The organism is Corallococcus sp. BB11-1, from assembly GCF_026626625.1.
Taxonomy (GTDB): Bacteria; Myxococcota; Myxococcia; order Myxococcales; family Myxococcaceae; genus Corallococcus; species Corallococcus soli.
The window spans coordinates 381,574-400,441 of sequence record NZ_JAPNJY010000039.1; the positions used below are offsets into that span (position 1 = coordinate 381,574).

At 69.9% G+C, this 18,868-nt stretch carries 20 protein-coding genes; 13 read left to right on the plus strand and 7 right to left on the minus strand.

Annotation, left to right across the window (positions count from 1 at the left end):
* Positions 1-109: 109 nt before the first annotated feature.
* Positions 110-454: a hypothetical protein gene (locus OV207_RS34015; protein ID WP_267559268.1), complete on the minus strand. Its 345-nt coding sequence runs from the start codon at positions 452-454 to the stop codon at positions 110-112.
* Between the two features lie 415 nt (positions 455-869).
* Between OV207_RS34015 and OV207_RS34020 the strand changes: the two genes are divergently transcribed.
* Complete coding sequence (locus OV207_RS34020) at positions 870-1,214, plus strand: hypothetical protein (protein WP_267559269.1); 345 nt, start codon at positions 870-872, stop codon at positions 1,212-1,214.
* A gap of 64 nt (positions 1,215-1,278) precedes the next feature.
* On the opposite strand, the gene OV207_RS34025 is transcribed toward OV207_RS34020, so the two are convergent.
* Positions 1,279-2,562 carry an MFS transporter gene (locus OV207_RS34025; protein ID WP_267559271.1) on the minus strand — a complete coding sequence of 428 codons (1,284 nt, stop codon included), beginning with the start codon at positions 2,560-2,562 and terminating at the stop codon, positions 1,279-1,281.
* 192 nt (positions 2,563-2,754) lie between these two features.
* Here OV207_RS34025 and OV207_RS34030 point away from each other — a divergent pair, with 192 nt between their 5' ends.
* The 5 genes from OV207_RS34030 (at position 2,755) to OV207_RS34050 (ending at position 9,158) form a co-directional block, all read left to right on the plus strand.
* Positions 2,755-3,651: a LysR family transcriptional regulator gene (locus tag OV207_RS34030; RefSeq protein WP_267559272.1), complete on the plus strand. Its 897-nt coding sequence runs from the start codon at positions 2,755-2,757 to the stop codon at positions 3,649-3,651.
* A 101-nt stretch (positions 3,652-3,752) separates the two neighbouring features.
* Positions 3,753-4,835, plus strand: a complete 1,083-nt coding sequence (locus OV207_RS34035) for a hypothetical protein (RefSeq protein WP_267559273.1) — start codon at positions 3,753-3,755, stop codon at positions 4,833-4,835.
* A gap of 158 nt (positions 4,836-4,993) precedes the next feature.
* Positions 4,994-5,233 (plus strand): hypothetical protein, encoded by a 240-nt coding sequence (locus tag OV207_RS34040; protein WP_267559274.1) that lies wholly within the window; start codon positions 4,994-4,996, stop codon positions 5,231-5,233.
* 176 nt (positions 5,234-5,409) lie between these two features.
* Positions 5,410-7,461: a PQQ-dependent sugar dehydrogenase gene (locus tag OV207_RS34045; protein ID WP_267559275.1), complete on the plus strand. Its 2,052-nt coding sequence runs from the start codon at positions 5,410-5,412 to the stop codon at positions 7,459-7,461.
* Positions 7,462-7,649: 188 nt separating this feature from the next.
* Positions 7,650-9,158 carry an aldehyde dehydrogenase family protein gene (locus OV207_RS34050; RefSeq protein ID WP_267559277.1) on the plus strand — a complete coding sequence of 503 codons (1,509 nt, stop codon included), beginning with the start codon at positions 7,650-7,652 and terminating at the stop codon, positions 9,156-9,158.
* A 63-nt stretch (positions 9,159-9,221) separates the two neighbouring features.
* Here OV207_RS34050 and OV207_RS34055 read toward each other — a convergent pair whose 3' ends face one another.
* Positions 9,222-9,857, minus strand: coding sequence for a DUF4476 domain-containing protein (locus OV207_RS34055; RefSeq protein ID WP_267559278.1), 636 nt, complete (start codon positions 9,855-9,857; stop codon positions 9,222-9,224).
* 215 nt (positions 9,858-10,072) lie between these two features.
* Positions 10,073-10,477 (minus strand): hypothetical protein, encoded by a 405-nt coding sequence (locus OV207_RS34060; RefSeq protein ID WP_267559279.1) that lies wholly within the window; start codon positions 10,475-10,477, stop codon positions 10,073-10,075.
* A 279-nt stretch (positions 10,478-10,756) separates the two neighbouring features.
* On the opposite strand from OV207_RS34060, the gene OV207_RS34065 reads away from it, so the two are divergent.
* Together OV207_RS34065 and OV207_RS34070 are read left to right on the plus strand one after the other, a co-directional pair.
* Complete coding sequence (locus OV207_RS34065) at positions 10,757-11,338, plus strand: DUF2378 family protein (protein ID WP_267559280.1); 582 nt, start codon at positions 10,757-10,759, stop codon at positions 11,336-11,338.
* Between the two features lie 20 nt (positions 11,339-11,358).
* Positions 11,359-11,763: a TonB family protein gene (locus OV207_RS34070; RefSeq protein WP_193346624.1), complete on the plus strand. Its 405-nt coding sequence runs from the start codon at positions 11,359-11,361 to the stop codon at positions 11,761-11,763.
* Here OV207_RS34070 and OV207_RS34075 read toward each other — a convergent pair.
* Positions 11,747-12,760: a zinc-dependent alcohol dehydrogenase family protein gene (locus OV207_RS34075; protein WP_267559281.1), complete on the minus strand. Its 1,014-nt coding sequence runs from the start codon at positions 12,758-12,760 to the stop codon at positions 11,747-11,749. The genes OV207_RS34070 and OV207_RS34075 overlap by 17 nt on opposite strands.
* A 90-nt stretch (positions 12,761-12,850) precedes the next feature.
* Here OV207_RS34075 and OV207_RS34080 point away from each other — a divergent pair, with 90 nt between their 5' ends.
* From OV207_RS34080 to OV207_RS34090, 3 genes are all read left to right on the plus strand, one after another.
* Positions 12,851-13,468, plus strand: a complete 618-nt coding sequence (locus OV207_RS34080; protein ID WP_267559282.1) for a hypothetical protein — start codon at positions 12,851-12,853, stop codon at positions 13,466-13,468.
* Between the two features lie 108 nt (positions 13,469-13,576).
* Positions 13,577-15,061, plus strand: a complete 1,485-nt coding sequence (locus OV207_RS34085) for a S28 family serine protease (protein WP_267559284.1) — start codon at positions 13,577-13,579, stop codon at positions 15,059-15,061.
* A 239-nt stretch (positions 15,062-15,300) separates the two neighbouring features.
* Positions 15,301-15,435 (plus strand): hypothetical protein, encoded by a 135-nt coding sequence (locus tag OV207_RS34090; RefSeq protein ID WP_267559285.1) that lies wholly within the window; start codon positions 15,301-15,303, stop codon positions 15,433-15,435.
* A 65-nt stretch (positions 15,436-15,500) separates the two neighbouring features.
* On the opposite strand, the gene poxB is transcribed toward OV207_RS34090, so the two are convergent.
* Positions 15,501-17,237, minus strand: coding sequence for a ubiquinone-dependent pyruvate dehydrogenase (poxB, locus tag OV207_RS34095; protein ID WP_267559287.1), 1,737 nt, complete (start codon positions 17,235-17,237; stop codon positions 15,501-15,503).
* A gap of 155 nt (positions 17,238-17,392) precedes the next feature.
* On the opposite strand from poxB, the gene OV207_RS34100 reads away from it, so the two are divergent.
* Entirely contained in the window at positions 17,393-17,566 is a 174-nt protein-coding gene (locus tag OV207_RS34100; protein WP_267559288.1) for a hypothetical protein, read from the plus strand.
* Positions 17,567-17,636: 70 nt separating this feature from the next.
* Entirely contained in the window at positions 17,637-18,116 is a 480-nt protein-coding gene (locus tag OV207_RS34105) for a peroxiredoxin family protein (protein WP_193346618.1), read from the plus strand.
* A gap of 27 nt (positions 18,117-18,143) precedes the next feature.
* Here OV207_RS34105 and trhA read toward each other — a convergent pair whose 3' ends face one another.
* A complete protein-coding gene (gene trhA / locus OV207_RS34110) occupies positions 18,144-18,800 on the minus strand; it encodes a PAQR family membrane homeostasis protein TrhA (RefSeq protein ID WP_267559289.1) in 657 nt (218 codons plus the stop codon).
* Positions 18,801-18,868: the final 68 nt, after the last annotated feature.

Consider the following 18,868-nt stretch of genomic DNA (forward strand, 5'->3'; position numbering starts at 1 on the left):
CGCCCGGACCGCGGCTGTCATTCCCTGGCCGCCTCCCCCGGGACTTGTCGCCCGTGGAGAGCGTCATGCTGGACGTCTGGGATTGTTTTCAGGAGCAGCCAGGCCCGGCTCACCGCTCGCAGCGCAGCGCGACCGCGTGGGGGTTGTCGAGGTAGTCCCGCCAGAACTCCTGGCCATACCGGGAGATGCCTTCGGCGGAGCACTCGGGGCGCATCCAGGTGAGCCGTTGGAGGCCCGCTTCGCGCAGCGCCTGCTCGTACGTGGCCTGGCTCCAGTAGGAGACCTTGAGCTGCCGCGTGTACAGCCCGTCGCCGCACGCCAGGTCCAGGACGGACTGCGCCTTCACGGAGCCGAGCGCTTTGAAGAAGGTGTGGCCCTCGATGTACTCCGAGCGCACGGGCAGGACATCCCAGTCCGCGACCTTCGCGCCAATCTGGTCATACTGCGCCGACATTTCGCACGACCTTTCCAGGCAGGGCCAGGGAGGCCCTGGCGCCAGCGGTGCCGAACACGAGGCAGGGCGGCGCGGGCATCGTGTCATCGCACCCGTGGCCCGTCGATGCGCTCCTGGTGACTGGGAACATCAGCCCGTGACGGGAGTCACCAGACGGAGTCCTGTGGATGGGGGCGGAGCCAGGGGCATTCCAAACGAGATCAACGGCTTGTGGGCGCCCTGCCAGGACCTCGGCGTTGGCATGCCCGCTGCTATGGGAGTCCCCGTCGCTGAACGCAGCACTCCCTTCTGAGAGAGCCCCGCCATGAACGTCTCCTCCCTCCGCAGCAGCCCCGCCTCGGTCAGCCATTCTCCCGTCATGGAGTCTCCCGCCCTCCGCGCCGCGCCTGGCCTCCCGGCCTCCGCGGATGCCGCCGTGTCCGGAGCGACGGCGGCCACCAAGGGCTCGCCCCTGATGGACGCCCTGAAGCTGGACGGCTTCGACGCGGGTGGCGCGGGCAAGGCGGAGTCGCTGGGCAAGCTGCTGGAGGGCGCCCTCTCGGTGCTGAGCAGCCTCACCCAGCTGGTGCAGGGCATCGCCTCGGGCGTGCAGGGGGCCATGGGAGCCCAGGGCGCTTCGGGCGGCTCGCCCTTCTCCGACAGCTTCCAGGCATCGCCGGAGAAGGCGCCCGTGTCGCTGGATGCCAGCCCGGTGTCGAAGGAGCTGGACCCGATGCAGGGCATGATGGCCCAGATGAGCCAGGTCCCGAGCCTGGAGTAGCTGGACGCTGTAGGGGCCCCGCTTCCGGGTCGCCACCGCGAGGACAGTCCCACGCGGTGGTGGCTCAGCGGGCCGAGCGCGCCCCCGGGAACAGGCGCACCGCCAGGGCCGCCAGCGCGGAGGCGGTCGCCAGCAGCGTCACCGCCATCCAGCCCCACCGGGCCAGCACGACGCTGCCGCTCGCCGCGCCGACCGACATCCCGATGAACATGCAGACGAACAGCACCGCGTTGAGCCGGCTGCGTGCCGCGGGGTCGATGCCGAAGACGAGCGTCTGATGCGCCACGAGCATGATCTGGGCCCCCAGGTCGAAGCCGCTCGCGCTGCCGGCAATCAGCCACAGTTGGGCGTTCGGCTCCAGCCACGGCACCGCGAGCATCGCGGCGAAGGAGAGGGCGGCCAGTCCAGCGCCCAGGCGGGTGACCACCTCCGGGCCGAAGCGATCCGCGATGCGGCCCGCCACCGGCGCCCCCAGCGCCCCCGCCGCGCCCGCCAGCCCGAAGGCACCGGCCGCCGCGCTCCCCAGGTGGAAGGGAGCGCCATGCAGCATCACGGCGAGGGTGGACCAGAACGCGCTGAAGCCCACCGACACCAGCCCCTGCGCCAGCGCCGCCCGGCGCAGGGCGCCGTACTTCCGCCACAGGCCCGCGAGTGAACCGAGCAGCGCGCCATACGAGAGCGAGCTGGTCGGATGGAAGCGGGGCAGGCCGCGCCAGGCCGCCACGCCGACCAGGGCCACGCTGGCGGCGGCGACCATGTACATGGCGCGCCAACCGAAGTGTTCGGCGACCACCCCGCTGATGACGCGGGACAACAGGATGCCGAGCAGCAGGCCGGTCATCACCGTGCCGACCACCTTGCCCCGCTCGTGCTCGAAGGCCAGGGTCGCGGCGGCCGGCACGATGTCCTGCGCCAGGGTCGCTGTCAGGCCGACGACCAGGCTCACCGCCAGCAGCAGGCCGATGCCCGGGGCCAGGCTCCCCAGCAGCAGCGCCAGGCTCAGCAGGGCGGCCTTGATGAGGATGATGCGGCGCCGGTCGAAGCGGTCCCCCAGGGGCGCCAGCAGCAGGATGCCCAGCGCGTAGCCCATCTGGTTGAGCGTGGGCACGAAGCCCACCGCGGTGTCGGACGCGCCGATGGTGGCCCCCATCACGCCCAGCATCGGCTGGCTGTAATAGATGGACGCCACCGACAGCCCGGCACCCGAGGCCAGCAGCAGGCGCAGGCCGCTCGACATGGGCTCGCCGCCGGGGCTGACGGCCTCGGACGGACGCGCCGGGGCGGCGGAGACCGCCTCGGGCAGTGGGCCGTTGCCGGCGGTTGCATGTACGGTGCGAATGAAGGCCATGTGGTTCTCCCTGGCGCTGCGAGTCGAAGCAACAGTGCGCCAGAGGGAGAGAGACTGGTAGTAGCGTGCTCCGCACATCGGTTATACGCCGCGCGTATCATGCCCAGACCTTCAAAGCCGGCCCGGTCGCCTGCTTCCCAGAAGCGGCTCCCCCTCCCTGCCGCGCCCGCCACCGCCGACCGGCTGGAGCTGATGCAGACCTTCCTCCGCATCGTCGACGCGGGGAGCCTGTCGTCCGCCGCCGCGCAGCTGGGCACCACCCAGCCGACGGTGAGCCGCCGGCTCCAGGCGCTGGAGCGTTCACTGGGGCTGCGGCTGCTTCAGCGCTCCACCCACGCGATGAAGCTCACCGAGGATGGGGCGCGCTGCTATGAGCGGGCGAAGGAGCTGCTGGCCAGCTGGGAGCTGCTCCAGGCCGACCTGCGCGGCGCGAGCGACGAACCGGAGGGCACGCTGCGCGTCGTGGTGCCCCATGCGTTCGGGCAGCAGCTGCTGGTGGAGCCGTTGACGGAGTACCTGCATCGCCACGCGCGGGTCTCGGTCGAGTGGCTGTTGCACGACCGGGCGGTGGACTTCATCGCGGACGGCATCGATTGCGCCATCCACATGGGTGAGGTGCATGACCCCAACGTGGTGGCCATCCGCGTGGCGGAGGTGCCGCGCATCGTCGTGGCCGCGCCGTCGGTGCTGGCGGGCGCCCCCGCGCCGACCCATCCCGACGAGCTGGCGCGGCTGCCCTGGCTGTCCTTGCGCACGTTCTATCGCAAGGAGATAGCGCTGACCCACGAGGACACCGGCGAGGTCCAGCCCATCGTCTTCCATCCACGCGTGAGCACGGACAGCCTCTACGCCCTCCGCAGCGCCGCGGTGAAGGGCCTTGGCGTCTGCGTGGCCTCCGCGTGGGTGCTCCAGGAGGACCTCGCGCGGGGCCGGCTCCTGCACCTGGTGCCGCGCTGGCGGGCCGCGCCCCTGCCCATGTATCTGCTCTATCCGCAGGCGCGGTTCCACCCGGCGAGGCTGCGCAAGTTCGTGGAGCTGATGCGGGAGACGATCCCGGCGGCCCTGGCGGTGGCGACGCGCGGAGGATGAGGCATCGGTCTCCGGTGTCGCGGCCCGAAGTGGTCCGCCATGAGCACTTTCAACCGGGCACACGTCGCGCGGGCGCGGGGTCGCGTAAGGTGGCCGGTTCCATGATCTCCATTCGCTCCATCGCGCTCTCTTGCATCGTCGTCATCGCCTTCGTGGCCGCTTGCGGCGACGACTCCACTCCCACTCCCGCCGATCCCCCCGACGCGTCCGTGCCGTTGAAGTGCGACCCTGGCCTCACGCTGTGCGTCGAAGCCTGCGTGAACACCGAGAGCGACCCCACTCACTGCGGGGGTTGCGGCAATGCCTGCGCGACCGGCGAGGCCTGTATGGGCAGCGCGTGCACCGCGGTCTGTCAGATTGACGGCCAGCAGGTCACCGACGGGACGGTGAACGCGGCGAATGCGTGCGAGCAGTGCCTGCCGACGACGTCCGCGACCCAATGGACGCCGCGCGCGGACGGCACGTCGTGCAGCGCGGGACAGGTCTGCTCGGCCGGAGCGTGCAGCGCGAAGTGCTTCATTGGCGGTGAGTTCCACGCCGAGGGTACGCCGAACCCGGAGAACCCCTGCGAGGTGTGCGTGCCGGCGACGTCGACGGCCCAGTGGACGCCGCGCGCGAGCGTCCCCCTGCTGGTCGGCGGCACCGACATCGCGGCGCAAGGCTGGACGCCGGTCATGCAGGCGCCGAACACGCTCACCTACGGCGCGGACCACGTCCGCCTCGCGACGTCGACGAACAACGGCGGGCGGACGAGCGGGCAGTTGCTCATCACGCGGGCGAACGCGCTCGACGCGACGAAGCCGTTCAAGCTCCAGGTGACGATGCAGGTCGAGTCCGTGAACACCCACAATTCACTCGACAGCGGCGCGGCCATCCTGGGGAGCTTCACCCCGCCGTTCGGCAACTCCATGGATCGCTCGCAGATGATCTACCTGGACAGCGCGGCGCTCGGCTGGTCGGACGACACGCAGTCCGCGGCGTTCCCGGTGACCGACGGCTCGTACCATGTCTACGAACTCGCGGTGGATGCGGCGAAGGTGGCGACGGTGAGCGTTGACGGCGTCGCGAAGCTCACTCGAAACAACTTCACGGCGACCGGAACCATCGCCATCGGCGACCAGACCAACGACGCGAACGTCGACGGAGCGGTGCGGATCAAGTCGGTCGAGCGGATCTGTCCCTGAGCCCGGGACGGACCCAAGCGAATGGAGGCAGCGTTCGCTGAGCAGCGCCACCAAGGGCCGCTGCTCCTTCGAGGATGGATGCTCCCCGATGGGTGGTGCATGGCGCGAACCTGTCCGACAGTCGGACAGTCGGACAGGTTCTGGCGAGCAGCCTGCTCATGCGCCATCTCGACCGCAGCTTCGACGAACGCAGGGAGAACTTCCGCCAGCTCTTCGAGCGACTCGACGGCGCCATCCAGGGCAACAGCGCGCAGATGGCCGCGGCCGTCCTGGACTCCGTGATCAAGCTTGCGGACGCCTCCCCCTTCAAGGCCTTGAGGGATGTGGCGTCCACGCGTGAGGCACTCGGACAGAAGGGCAAGGAGTGGCAGTTCCAGGCGAACCGAATCCGCTCCTGACGCAAAGGTGCGGACCGGTTGCGGGAACCCGATGAGAGGTACGACCGGGAGCAGGGCCCTGCTGCTTGCGGTTCAACACCCGCCCACGCGGCCCCACGAGTTCGCTTGAGCCCCACCCGGAATCCCGGGAAGGAGGCGGCACGCAAAGGAGCGTGTCAGTGAACGTTCGTCACACAATGGCCGTACTCTTCACCGTCGTGGTTGCCTGTGGAGGCAAGACGGAGAACGACCCCGAACTCCAGACGCAGACCGCCGCGGTGACCGCGGGCACCCGGCTCATCGGCGCGCAGTCCGGGCGCTGCCTCGACGTGTCCCAGAACAGCCAGACCGCGGGGCAGGTGCTCCACATCTACGACTGCCACGGGCAGGCGAACCAGCGGTTCCTGTTCACGCCCGAAGGCGAGCTGCGCGTGTTCGACGGCGCCTGGTGCGTCCAGCCCGCGACCGCCAGCGCCGGAGCCAGCGCGGTCATCGGCGCCTGCACTGGCGCCGCGAACCAGCGGTGGGTCCGCAATGCCAGCGGCGCGGTGGTCCATACGGCGTCCTCGCTGTGCCTCGACGTGTCCGGTCAGGCCACCGCCAACAGCTCGCCGGTGGTCGTCTGGAATTGCAATGGCCAGACGAACCAGCAGTGGTCATTCCCGGCCGACACCCAGCCCCCCACCGTGCCCACGGGGCTCACCCTGTCCAACGTGACGTGCAACTCGGCCACGCTCACGTGGTCGCCGTCCACGGACAACCAGGGCGTCGCCTTCTATGACGTCTACCACGACGGCCAGCTCATGAAGTCCGTCTCCGGCGCCACGGTGTCCACCGGGCTGACCGTGGTCCCTGGCGCGACCTGGGGCCTGTACGTGAACGCGCGGGACGCCGCGGGCAATGTCTCTCAAGGCAGCGCCACGCTCTCCATCACCCCGCCGCCGTGCCAGGTGGACACCCAGCCGCCCAGCATCCCCACCGGCGTCACCGCCACCGCGCTGGGCACCAGCGTGACCGTGAGCTGGACCGCGTCCACCGACAACCTGGGCGTGAGCGCCTACGTCGTGTTCCGTGGGGGCGTGCAGATCGCGACGGTGCCCGGCTCGCCGCCCGCGACGTCCTTCGTCGACAGCGGCCTGTCCGCGAACACGACCTACGCCTACGCCGTGCTCGCCCGTGACGCCCAGGGCAACGCGTCCGCCCAGAGCGCGACCACGACGGTCACCACCGGCCAGGCCTGCACGAACGCCGTCTGCTCCGTCACCCAGGTCGCCACCGACACGGACATCCCGTGGGGCCTGGTGAGCCTGCCGGACGGCACCGTGCTCTACGGCCGCCGGGACGCGCAGAACATCATCCGCCTGGACCCGGCGACGGGCGTGAAGACGTCCGTGGGGACCCTCCCCAACGTGCAGAGCACCGACGGCGAGGGCGGGCTGATGGGGCTGGCCATCTCCCCCACCTTCTCCACCGACCGCTGGCTGTACGTGATGCACACCTCCCCCACCGACAACCGCATCGTGCGCCTGCGGTATGAGAACGGCGCGCTCAACACCGCCTCGCTCCAGGTGCTGCTCCAGGGCATCGGCCGCAACAAGTTCCACAACGGCGGGCGCCTGCGCTTTGGACCGGACGGGAAGCTCTACGCGGCGACCGGGGATGCCCAGAACGGCGCCTACGCGCAGGACCTCAACAACCTGGCCGGCAAGGTGCTGCGGCTCAACACCGACGGCAGCGTCCCGTCCGACAACCCCTTCGGCAACTACGTGTGGAGCTATGGCCACCGCAACCCGCAGGGGCTGGCCTTCGACTCCCAGGGCCGTCTCTGGCAGCAGGAGTTCGGCAACTCCGTGATGGACGAGACCAACCTCATCCAGAAGGGCGGCAACTACGGCTGGCCGAACTGCGAGGGGACGGTGTCCCAGGGCGGCTCGGGCTGCGCGACGGCCGGGTACATCGCCCCGAAGCAGACCTACCCCACGTCGGAGGGCTCCTGCTCCGGCATCGCGGTGGTCCGTGACGTCCTGTACGTGGCCTGCGCCCGCGGCTCGCGGCTCTACCGCGAGGTCATCAGCGGCTCCAGCCTGACCAACGTGCAGCAGTTCTTCGTCGGCACCTACGGCCGGCTGCGCACCGTCGAGCCGACCCTGGACGGCAACCTGTGGCTGACCACCACCAACCAGGGCGACAAGGACAGCATCCCCAACAACAGCAACGAGAAGCTCTTCCGCGTCGTCCTCGGGCAGTAGCGAGCCCTCCAGGCCCCCGGAGCCCTGGCGGCGCCGGGGGCCTGAAGCATCGCGGCTGCGCCGACGGGGCCTTGCCTGCCTGCCCAGACAGACGGAGCGCGCATGACAATACTTTGTCCATGCCGCAGCTCGTCATGAGCCGGGGCTTCAATGGATTCAGAGCGAATCCGAGGCGCGAGGAGGCGCACGTGCTGGACAGCGAACTGGTTGGCGAGCCCCTTCTTCATCTTGAGAGCCGGCACCTGCTGGCCGAAGCCCGGGGGGCCATCCCGGAAGCCTTCGACGCCCAGGGTCGGCTGCTCTCACCCATCGCCGGTCGGTGGATCCGCCCCCCCGCCTGGTTCAATGCCGTATCGCCCATTGACGGCAGCGTCCTCGCGGAGCTGCCGCTGCTGGGCGCCGCGCAGGTCGCCGCGGGCGTCGAGCAGGCAGCGGCGGAGCTCGGGCCCTGGGCAGCCCGTCCGCTGGAAGACCGCGCCCTGGCCGTCACGGAGGCGGTGGCGGAGCTGCTGGCGCACCGTGACCTGCTCGTCCGGATCCTGGCGTGGGACATTGGCAAGACGCTGCCCACGGCCTGCAACGACGTGGACCGGTGTCTGTCAGGGATTGGGTGGTACCTGGAGCGGATGGGCCCGATGCTCGACGGCCGGAAGCCGCTCGGCCTCGTGTCGAACATCGCGTCCTGGAACTATCCCTTCTCCGTGCTGCTGCTCAACGTGCTCGTGCAGGCGCTGTCGGGCAACCCGGTCATCGCCAAGATTCCGACCCAGGGTGGCGGCGTCTCACTCACGCTCGCCTTCGCCCTGCTGCGCCGCGCGGGCCTCCCCGTCTCGCTCGTGGGCGGGCGCGGCAGGGACCTCTCCGAAGCGCTCGTCGGCCACCCTCGCATCGCGGGCGTCGCCTTCATTGGCGGCCGCGCCAACGGGGCCGAGGTCCACCGCCGCCTGCGCGAGTCGGACAAGCGCTACGCGCTGGAGATGGAGGGCGTGAACGCCTACGCAATCACACACTTCACGGACTGGGACGCGCTCGCCCGGCAGCTCCGGGCGGGCTTCGACTTCGGCAAGCAACGCTGCACCGCCTACACCCGCTGGGTCGTCGAACGGTCGCTCGTCCCGAAGTTCGTCCGGACGTATGTCGACACCGTTTCGACGTTGCGCGTGGGGCATCCGCTCCTGGGCGCGCACGTGGACTTCGGGCCGCTCATCTCCCCGAGCAAGGCCGAGGAGCTGCGCGCCCTCATCGCGGAAGCGCGGGAGCAGGGCACGGCGGTGCTGTATCAGGGCGGGCTCGCGGAGGACGCCTTCACCGCGCGACAGGACCGGCGCGCGTACCTGCCGCCCACCCTGCTGTTCGGCGTCCCGCGAGACAGTGAGCTCTACCGGCGCGAGCCCTTCGGGCCCGTGGACGTCCTGGTGTCGGTGGACTCCGAGGAGGAGCTGGTGCGGGAGGCCAACGTCTCCAACGGCGCGCTCGTGGCCTCGGTGGCGACGGACGACCCGGAGCTCGCCCAGCGCATCGCCGCGCGGCTCCACGCCTTCAAGGTCGGCATCAACGCGCTGCGCTCGCGAGGCGACCGCGAGGAGTCCTTCGGCGGCAGGGGGGGCTCGTGGGCGGGCGCCTTCGTGGGCGGCACCCATCTGGTGCGCGCCTTCACCGACGGCCCCCATCCCATGGAGGGCAACTGGCCGGACTGAGCCTTGAAGGCTTGAACCCCCGCGTGCCTTCACGAGGCGCGGGGGCCCTTCACGTCACGCCGACTACTCGGTGATGAGGTCGGTGTATTCGCTGCCGCTGATGGAGTTGTTCCACTTGGAGGAGAAGCCCAGCGCGTGCTGCGGGTTCACGACGTGCGGCACGGCCACCTTCGCCACGTCCAGGCGGGTGATCTCATTGGGAAAGAGGTCCAGCACCATGCCGAACTGCGCCGCCGTGAGGTAGACGCGCTTGAGCATCTTGCCCGCCTTCTCCTCGCGGACGATCTCGTTGGGCTCGCTCTTGAGCGACTGGTAGAAGCCGCGCCAGGTGCTGGCATCCATCGGGAGCTGTCCATTCCGCCGTGTGGTGCAGCCCTCGTCCGACCCGGTGCCGCAGTCGCGGAAGGAGGGCTCGGGCGCACGCTCACGGGCCGGCGCCACGTACTCCGTCTGCTCCGTCCGGTGCTCCGTCGTCGTCGTCCCGCCCGTCACGCGCACGTCCATCCGCGTGCCGCCGCCGCGCACCTTCACGGTGGCGCCCTCCTCGCCGTCCGGGCCCGACGTCTTCACCCGGATGCGCGCCGCGGGCATGTCCTGGTCATCCACATCCACCTGCATGTTGATCTCCGCCTCCTGGGCGAAAGAGACGGAGGAGACGAACAGGGACGAAGCCAGCACGGCGCGGACAATCGGGTTCATGGAGGGTTCCTTCAGATGGAAGCAGGCGTGCCCGAAGGTCGGGCGTTGTCGCCGCTGCCCCTTCTCCACGCAGCCTCCCTGCATTTATTCACAGAAAGTGTGCGGTGATATTTCTCCGGGTCCGGCCATACCCAGAGAGAAAGCCTCGCTGAGGTACGGCCGGGTGACGGGCTCCGGCGCGGCATCCGGAACCCGCCGCGCAGGCCGCGCCCTCTTCAGAGATTCTTTTCCAGGAGCTGCACCAGGCGATCCCGCCGGTCCGGGAGGTCGTTCTCGTTGCCGCCAAACTTGAGCTGATAGAACAGCGTCTTGTCGGAGAAGCTGAAGAAGACCCTGTTTTCAGGCTCGACGCCGCTGACGTAGTACTTCTTGAAACCGTCGCGCAGCGCCTGCTTGGAGAAGTCATCCACCGCGATGGCCTGGAGCGCCAGCATCAGGGGCTCGAAGTAGATGACGTTCATCCCCCACTCGAAGAGGTGGGCCAGCCCGTCTTCGCCCATCGTGGGCCAGTCCACTTCGATCTCCAGGGGATAGCCCAGGAGGTCGTTGAACTTCTTCTGCCAGACCGGGAACACGTTCTGCTGGTACTGCGCACTCGCCCTGCGTTCTGCCAATCCCATGATGCCCCCTCGGATGTCATTGACGGATGGGGGCGGCACGATTCTATGGGGCTTTGTGTCTGTCAAACACACTGAGTATGAGAAACCGAGACACCCGCTCCCGGCTTTTCGCCCCGCGGCTGCTCCTGGAACCGGGCGGCGTCAGCGCCAGGCCATCTTCGCCATCAAGCGTCAAGCCGGCTGCCGCACCGCGTTTCCAAACAATCCCCGTAAAGTTCTCGAATCCTGGGAACCTACCGGGTTGAGACAGCCCCGGTCTCACGGGTAGCGTGGCGAGGCATGCCAAGTCCCGAGCGCCTTGTCTTCCAGCAGAGCTTCGAGGGGCTGATTCGCGCCCTGGGTGATCAGTTGGATGAACCCTGCGCGCAGCAGCTGCGCGATGCGGGCATCGACCCGCGCGGGAAGCTGTCGGTGGCCTACCCGCTGGAGGTGTGGGTGGAGTCGCTGAAGCTGGCCGCGTCGGTGCTGGCGCCGGCGTCCACGCTGGAGGACGGCGCGGAGGTGGTGGGCCGGCGCTTCCTGGAGGGCTACGGGGGCACGCTCATGGGCAGCGCGCTGCTCGCGGGCGTGCGCCTGATGGGGCCGCACCGGATGCTGGAGCGGATGACGCGCAACCTGCGCACGGGCACCAACTACCTGGAGGCGCGGCTGGAGCAGACCGGCCCCACGCGCTACGTGCTCACCTGCCGGCCGGTGGTGGTGGCGGGCTTCTACCGGGGCCTGTTCGCCGCGGGCCTGGAGAAGAGCGGCGCGAAGAGCCCATCCGTGGTGCTCATCCGCAGCGCGGGTGACGCGGCCGTGTACGACCTGTCCTGGCTGGGCGAAAAGACGGCCAGCAAGCCCCCCGAGCCCCGGAGCTGAGCGGGGCCTATATTCGCCCCATGCTCCGCATCCCGACTCCCGCCGTGGTGGTGCTCGCGCTGGCCCTGGCGTCCGGGGCGCTGGCCGCCAGCGGCAGCCCCCAGTTGCAGACCTACTTCCAGGGCACGGTGGACAGCCCTGCCTACCAGCAGCAGGCCTTCGAGCGCGTCGCGAAGCGCTGGAAGCAGCCGGGCCCCAAGGGGACCCCCGCGCTGGGCAAGAAGGCCATCGTCCAGGCCATCCTCGACAAGGACGGCAAGCTGCTCTCCACCGCCATCCTCACCGGGTCCGGCTCCAAGGCGTGGGACGCCGCCGCGCTGGCCGCGGTGAAGAAGGCGGCCCCCTTCCCTCCGTTGCCCAAGACGACCACGGCCGCCACGCTGGAGGCGCACTTCCACTTCGCGTGGGTCAGCCCACCTGGATGACGACCTTGCCGAAGTGCGAGCCGCTCTTGAGGTGCTCGAAGGCGGCGCGGGCTTCGGCGAAGGGGAAGACGCGGTCCACCACCGGGTGGACGTCGTGCAGCGCGAACGCGCGCGTGAGGGCCTCGAAGGACTGACGGTGGCCCACGAAGACGCCCTGCACGCGCAGGTTCTGCATCAGGACGGGGATGAGTGACAGGGAGCCCGCGCCCCCGGTCAGCACGCCGATGACGGACACGGTGCCGCCCACGCGCACCGCCTTGAGCGAGCGCTCGAAGGTGCCCGCGCCGCCCACCTCCACCACGTGGTCCACGCCCACGCCGCCGGTGAGCGTGCGCGCCGCCTTCTCCCAGTCCGGCGTGGTCGTGTAGTTGATGCCCTCGTGCGCGCCCAGCTTCAGGGCCCGCTCCAGCTTGTCGTCGCGGCTGGAGGTGATGATGACATGGGCGCCATGCATCAGGGCAATTTGCAGCGCGAAGATGGACACGCCGCCCGTCCCCTGGAGGAGCACGGTGTCGCCGGCCTGGAGGTGTCCCTGCGTGACGAGCGCGCTCCACGCCGTCACCGCCGCGCACGGCAGCGTGGCGGCCTCCACGTCCGACAGGTACGCGGGCGTGGGCACCACGCCGTCCTCGTGCAGGAGCATCGTGTCCGACAGCGCCCCATCCAGTGGCCCGCCCAGCGTGGTCGGCATGATGGCCCTGGTGGGTCCGCCGGACTGCCAGGCCTGCGCGAACAAGGTCATCACCCGGTCGCCTGTCTTCACGCGGGTGACGCCCGGCCCCACCGCGTCCACCACGCCCGCGCCGTCGGAGTTGGGCACCAGCGGCAGCTTCTGGCGCGGGTTGTAGCGGCCCTCCACCATCATCAGGTCGCGCGCGTTGAGGCTCGTGGCCTTCACCCGCACGCGCACCTGGAAGGGTCCAGGCGTGGGGTCCGGGCGCTCCGCGCGCACCAGATTCTCCAGGCCGAAGGCACCGCGAATCTCGTAGACGTTCATGGAGGACGATTTCTAGTCCAGCCTCGGGAGCGGCGCTCGCGGCGGCTTGACGCCCTTCGGAACGAGCGTTCGAAATGCTAGCTATCGGCCATGTCACCTCTCCAGACGCTGCTTGAACAGCCGTCGCTCCACGACGTGTGCGGGACGGCCGCGAAGCGGGCGCGACTCAAGGACACGCTCACGCCCACCCCCACCACGAAGGTGGTGGACGGAGACATGACGCTCTCCGAAGGCCAGGACCTGCTCATGGAGGAGGGCCGCGTCCACGTGAAGGGCCACCTCCTCATGGAGGAGCAGTCCCGCCTGCTCGTCGCGGGCGACCTGGTGGTGGACGGCAACATCGTCCACGAGGGCTACGACTACGCCCTGCTCTTCGTCGGCGGCGCGCTCGCGGCCAACAACCTGCTCTTCCACGGCGAGGTGGTGTCCCTGGGAGGCATCGCCGTGAAGGACGTGGCGTGGACCTACTACAATGACTACTCCACCTACGCGGACCTCCTGACGGCGCGGGTCGTGGTGGCCGATGACCGCTCGGAAGCCGTGGACGTGGTTCGCGCGGAGACGCCCCCCATCGGGAACTCCCGCGACATCTCGGCGGCGCTGGGCCAGGTGCTGCACCCGCAGGCCTGGGACGCATACACGGAAGGGTCCTACGCCGGCCTGGCCAGGCTCCTGCGTCAAGGCAAGGCGCTGCTGCGCGAAGGTTGACCCTCGCGGTGAGCAGGCATTGACCAGGTCGCACCTGGAGAGTCCTTCTGCGCGGCAATCGAACCCGGCATCTTTCGTCTGGCATTCCAGCAAGGAGGACTTTCACACATGACACGCTTCTTCCGACGTCCCTCGATTCTCCTGGCCGCGCTCGCCCTGGGGCTCCAGGCCTGTGGCGGCACCGAGTTCGCTTCCGACGAGCAGCTCCCCACCGCGTCCGAACCGGCGCCCCTCACGCAGCCGCTCGTCCAGGACGCGGTGCCGGGCGACATCCTCACCGCGTTGCAGGCCATCCCGGGCCTCACGGTGGTGCGCGAGGTCCCGCAGCCGATGCCGGGCGTGCGGCACTTCGTGCTGAGCTATGATCAGCCCGCGGACCACCGGCACCCGGAAGGGACGCGCTTCCAGCAGCGGCTGACCCTGCGCTTCGTGAGCCAGGAGGCGCCCATGGTGCTGGGCAGCACCGGCTATGGCATCAGCACGCAGGCCTACCGGCTGGAGCCCACGTACCTGCTCCAGGCCAACCAACTGCTGGTGGAGCACCGCTTCTTCGAGCCCTCCCGGCCCGCCCCCGCGAACTGGAAGCTGCTCACCATCGAGCAGGCGGCGGCGGACCACCACCGCATCGTCAAGGCGTTCAAGCCGCTCTTCGCCGGCAAGTGGATCAGCACGGGCGCCAGCAAGGGTGGCATGACGTCCGTCTACCACCGCGCGTTCTACCCGAACGACGTGGACGCCACGGTGGCCTACGTCACACCGAACAGCTACGGGACGCAGGACCCGCGCTACGTGTCGTTCCTGAGCAGGCTGGGCACGCCCGAGTGTCGCGAGCGCATCCGCGACTTCCAGCGCGAGGTGCTGGCGCGGCGCGCGGAGACGGCGGCCATCTTCACGGCGGAGGCCGCCGCGCGGGGGCTGTCGTACGACCTGCTGGGCCAGGACAAGGCGCTGGAGTTCACGGTGCTCGAGTCCGCCTTCGCGTTCTGGCAGTACGGCGACGCCTCGCTGTGCGACACCATCCCCGCGCCGGGCGCCACCGCGGAGGAGCTGATGGGCTTCCTGGACGGCATCGTCGGGCTCTCCTACATGAGCGACTCCGACCTGGACTACTTCGCGGCCTATGACTTCCAGGCGGCCACGCAGCTGGGCAGCTACGCCTCCGAGGAGCGCCACCTGCGCGGCGTCCAACGCTACCCCCGCCAGTACGACCCGAGGACGCTCGTGCCCTTCGACATGGGGCCGTACAAGTTCAACCCCTTCACGATGCCGCTCATCGAAGGCTGGGTGAAGGCGTTCGGGCAGCGCATCCTCTTCGTGTACGGAGAGAACGACCCCTGGTCGGCGGGCGCGTTCGACGTGCGCTCGCGCAATGACTCGTACCGGTTCTACGTGCCGGACGGCAACCACGGCTCCGGCATCAGCGCCCTGCCCGAAGCGGACCAGGCCGTGGCCCTGGAGCGGCTGAGCGCGTGGGCGGACCTCCCCACCACCCTCGCGCCCCAGCTGGGCCTGAGGGCCCGCGCCGTGAAGTCCGGCGCGGAGGACGTCAGCACGGGCGTCGTGGATCGCCGCCGCGGGCCGCCGCGCGACTGACGCCAGGACCGTTCGGAAGTCACCTCACGGGCCACGTCCAGGAAGGCGCGGAACGCGGGGGACACCCGCGCGCGGCTGGGGAATCCTTCAATTCAAGGCACGAGGCCTGTCCTGGCGGCGCTTCGTATGCCATTCTTTGCTTCCATGGCTTCCACCTTGAAGTCTGGGGTTGGAGTTCCACCCACCATGGGCGCCGAAGTCCGACGCGTCGCACTTCCCCTCATCCCGGAGCACGACCGATGAACGAGAAGAAGAAGCTGACCCTGAACGTGGAGACCATCCGGCTCCTCAGCCCGCGGCAGTCACCGTCCCAGAACGCGCCGTGCTCGTCGACCCGGCCCCCGACCTGGGCCGGAGTCCCCGAACAGGCGTAGGCCCCGCGAAGCCCCGTGGTTCCGGGCCGGGCGCACGGCGAACGGTGCTCCCGGCCCCTGTGTCCTCACCGCCAGAGGTTGGTGCGCGCCAGCTCCAGCACCTCGTTGGTGCGGCCGTTGAGCAGGGCCTTCAGGCCGAACAGGGTGAAGCCCGCAGCCATGGAGGCGGTGATTTTGGGCGGCATCACCAGCTCCGCCTTGCTGACGACGGCGTCCACCAGCACGGGGCCGGGCGTGGCGAGCGCCTGTTGCACCGCTTCGTCCACGTCCCCCGGGTCCTCCACGCGCAGGCCCTTGATGCCCACGGCCTCCGCCAGCTTCGCGAAGTCGGGATTGCGCAGGGCGGTGCCCACGTCGAGCATGCCGCCCACCTGCTGCTCCATGGCCACGAAGCCCAGGGAGCTGTTGTTGAACACCACGACCTTGATGGGCAGCTCCAGTTGCACGAGGCTGATGAAGTCCCCCATCAGCATGGTGAAGCCGCCGTCCCCGGAGAAGGAGATGACCTGCCGGTCCGGGAACGCCTTCTGGGCGCCAATCGCTTGCGCCAGCGCACTGGCCATGGAGCCGTGATTGAAGGACCCTACCAGCCGCCGCTGGCCCTTCATCGTCGCGTAGCGCGCGGCCCACACGGTGGGCAGGCCCACGTCGCAGGTGAAGATGGCGCTGTCGGACGCCTGGAGGTCGAACGCGCGCGCCACCTGCGGCGGATGGATGGGTTTGCGGCCCACCGTGCCCCGGCCCAGCCCGTCCAGCTCCTCGCGCGTCTTGCGGTGGTGCTCCAGCGCGCGGTCCAGGTGCTTCGTCTCCTGCTTCGCCTGGATGCGGGGCAGGAGCGCCTGGAGCGTGGCGGCCACGCTGCCCACCACGCCCAGGTCCACCCGCGTGCGCTTGCCGATGTTCTCCGCCCGCAGGTCCACCTGGATGATGTGGGTGTCCGCCGCGTCCGGATAGAACTGCCGGTAGGGGAAGTCCGTGCCCAGCATCAGTAGCACGTCGCAGTCAATCATCGCCCAGTACCCGGACGCGTACCCGATGAGGCCCGTGAGCCCCACGAAGTTCGGGTTGTCCTTCTCCACGAACTCCTTGCCCCGGAGCGCGGAGACGACCGGCGCCTGGAGCTTGCGCGCCAGCTCCACCACCTGCGCGCCCGCGCCCTCGCAGCCCGCGCCGCACAGCAGCGTCACGCGCGCCCCGCTGTTGAGCAGCGAGGCCATCTGCTGCACCTGCTCCGGGGAGGGCGTCACCTGGGACGCGGACGGCGACAGGGATTCGGGCGAGGGGGCCCGCGCGTCCTCCGCCTTCTGGGTCGCGACGTCCCCGGGGAGCACCACCACGGACACGCCCCGCCTGCCCACGGCGTTGCGGATGGCGATCTCCGACGTGCGCTGCATCTGGTTGGGCGCGGAGACCAGCTCGCAGTAGTGGCTGCACTCGCGGAAGAGCTGCTCCGGATGCGTCTCCTGGAAGTAGCCGGTGCCCAGCTCCGAGGACGGGATCTGCGCCGCGATGGCCAGCACCGGCACCCGGCTGCGGTGACAGTCATAGAGGCCGTTGATGAGGTGCAGGTTGCCCGGGCCGCAGCTCCCGGCGCACACGGCGAGCTGCCCCGTGAGGTGCGCCTCCGCGCCCGCCGCGAAGGCCGCCGCCTCCTCGTTGCGCATGGAGACCCATTCGATGTCACCGCGCCTGCGCAGCGCCTCCGTGAGGGCGTTCAGGCTGTCGCCCACCACCCCGTAGATGCGCTTCACCCCCGCGAGCGCCAGGACTTCCGCGAACTGGTCCGCCACCGTCTTCTTCATGATCCACACCTCGCCAGGGGCCGGTCACCGCATGGCGAAGATGTGCACCGTCCCCATACCCCGCGACCGGCCTGGCGGGCGTTGCCAAGGCCAGGCTGGCTGCTCGCCCGGCCGGCCCGGCTCAGGGGAAGCCGCCGAGGACGATCCTCCCCACGGTGCGGCCCGTCTCCACGGCCGCGTGCGCGCGCCGCGGGTTGGCGGCGGTGATGGGGCCGAAGCTCGAAGGCACGCTGCGCTTCGGGGAGCCGCGCAAGCACATCCCGGACGTGACGCAGCGGATGCTGACCGCCGTGGCCCCGACTTCTCGCGCGTCCGGACAGGCGTCGTGAAACCTGATTCCGGCCTCGTCCGTACTGCTGCACACGGCCCCCACGTCGTGCCCTTCCTGGAGACCGCCGGATGCCGCAGGTCACACCCACCCCCACCCCGTTCGAGGCCCCGCGCCTGACGCTGCTGGACCCGGTGAGCGGTCAGCCCCGCGAGCTGCTCACGCCCGGGCGCCCCACCCTCATCACGTTCCTGCGCGGCACCTGGTGCGAGGCGTGCCGGACGTTCCTGGACCGCGTCACCCCGCTGCACGGGCCCCTGGAGGCGCGCGGCGTGGCCCTGGTGGGCGTCGTGTGTCAGGGGCGGCACTGGGTCCAGAGCTGGCTGGCGCTCAACCCGCTCCCCTTCCCCCTCCTGGTGGACGAGCACCGGGACGCCGCCCGGGCGTACGGCGTCTACAAGGCGCTGGGGCTGGATGGCATCCACATCGCCCGCCCCGCGAGCTTCCTCGTCGACCGGAGCGGCCACGTCGTCTGGAGCCACATCGGCGGCGACAAGCAGGACCGCCCCGACAATGACCAGCTCCTGGCGACGCTCGCGCGGCTCACCTAAGGAAGGCCTGACGCAGAAGGCGACGCCCTACCCCGCCGCGCGCACCATCTGGAGCACCAGCACGAAGTGGAACCCCGCCCCCACGATGGTCAGCGCGTGGAAGACCTCGTGGTAGCCGAAGACGCCGGGGATGGGGTTGGGGCGCTTGAAGGCATACGCCAGCGCGCCCGTCGTGTACGCGACGCCCCCGGCGATGATGAGCCCGCCGCCACCGGCGCCCAGCGCGCGGAAGACGTCGCCGAAGTACGGCATCATGATCCACCCCACCGCGACCGCCAGCGCCGCCGTGATGAACTTCGGCGCGCCCACCCAGAAGAGCGATTGCAGGATGCCGACAAAGGCCCCGACATAGATGTAGAGCATCAGCCGGTCGCCCAGCGGCTGCGGCAACCCCAGCATCGCCACGGGCGTGTACGTGCCCGCGATGAGCAGGAAGATGGCCGCGTGGTCCATCCGCCGCATCCACGCCCGGCCCCGGGGCGCCCAGTTCACGCGGTGGTAGGTCGCGCTGATGGCGAACAGCCCCACCAGGCTCAACGAATACAGCGCCGACGCCAGCGCGGTGCGCGGCGTGGGCGCCAGCGCCACCAGCACCACCCCCGCCCCCACCGAGAACGCCGCCGCCCACTGGTGCAGCACGCCCCGCAGCTTCGGCTTGTCCAACGGCAGGGCCGCCGTGGTCATGAGCGCCCACCACCGGCCGCGATATCCTGGAAGACGAAGCACTTCATGACGGTGACGACTCCTCGTCT

Excerpts from the sequence above, each read along its gene's own strand:
- OV207_RS34015 (WP_267559268.1), bottom strand. The coding sequence starts at position 454 with ATGTCGGCGCAGTATGACCAGATTGGCGCGAAGGTCGCGGACTGGGAT.
- OV207_RS34025 (WP_267559271.1), bottom strand. The coding sequence starts at position 2,562 with ATGGCCTTCATTCGCACCGTACATGCAACCGCCGGCAACGGCCCACTG.
- OV207_RS34030 (WP_267559272.1), top strand. The coding sequence starts at position 2,755 with ATGCAGACCTTCCTCCGCATCGTCGACGCGGGGAGCCTGTCGTCCGCC.
- OV207_RS34035 (WP_267559273.1), top strand. The coding sequence starts at position 3,753 with ATGATCTCCATTCGCTCCATCGCGCTCTCTTGCATCGTCGTCATCGCC.
- OV207_RS34040 (WP_267559274.1), top strand. The coding sequence starts at position 4,994 with ATGCGCCATCTCGACCGCAGCTTCGACGAACGCAGGGAGAACTTCCGC.
- OV207_RS34045 (WP_267559275.1), top strand. The coding sequence starts at position 5,410 with ATGGCCGTACTCTTCACCGTCGTGGTTGCCTGTGGAGGCAAGACGGAG.
- OV207_RS34055 (WP_267559278.1), bottom strand. The coding sequence starts at position 9,857 with ATGAACCCGATTGTCCGCGCCGTGCTGGCTTCGTCCCTGTTCGTCTCC.
- OV207_RS34060 (WP_267559279.1), bottom strand. The coding sequence starts at position 10,477 with ATGGGATTGGCAGAACGCAGGGCGAGTGCGCAGTACCAGCAGAACGTG.
- OV207_RS34065 (WP_267559280.1), top strand. The coding sequence starts at position 10,757 with ATGCCAAGTCCCGAGCGCCTTGTCTTCCAGCAGAGCTTCGAGGGGCTG.
- OV207_RS34070 (WP_193346624.1), top strand. The coding sequence starts at position 11,359 with ATGCTCCGCATCCCGACTCCCGCCGTGGTGGTGCTCGCGCTGGCCCTG.
- OV207_RS34075 (WP_267559281.1), bottom strand. The coding sequence starts at position 12,760 with ATGAACGTCTACGAGATTCGCGGTGCCTTCGGCCTGGAGAATCTGGTG.
- OV207_RS34080 (WP_267559282.1), top strand. The coding sequence starts at position 12,851 with ATGTCACCTCTCCAGACGCTGCTTGAACAGCCGTCGCTCCACGACGTG.
- OV207_RS34085 (WP_267559284.1), top strand. The coding sequence starts at position 13,577 with ATGACACGCTTCTTCCGACGTCCCTCGATTCTCCTGGCCGCGCTCGCC.
- OV207_RS34090 (WP_267559285.1), top strand. The coding sequence starts at position 15,301 with ATGAACGAGAAGAAGAAGCTGACCCTGAACGTGGAGACCATCCGGCTC.
- poxB (WP_267559287.1), bottom strand. The coding sequence starts at position 17,237 with ATGAAGAAGACGGTGGCGGACCAGTTCGCGGAAGTCCTGGCGCTCGCG.
- OV207_RS34105 (WP_193346618.1), top strand. The coding sequence starts at position 17,637 with ATGCCGCAGGTCACACCCACCCCCACCCCGTTCGAGGCCCCGCGCCTG.
- trhA (WP_267559289.1), bottom strand. The coding sequence starts at position 18,800 with ATGACCACGGCGGCCCTGCCGTTGGACAAGCCGAAGCTGCGGGGCGTG.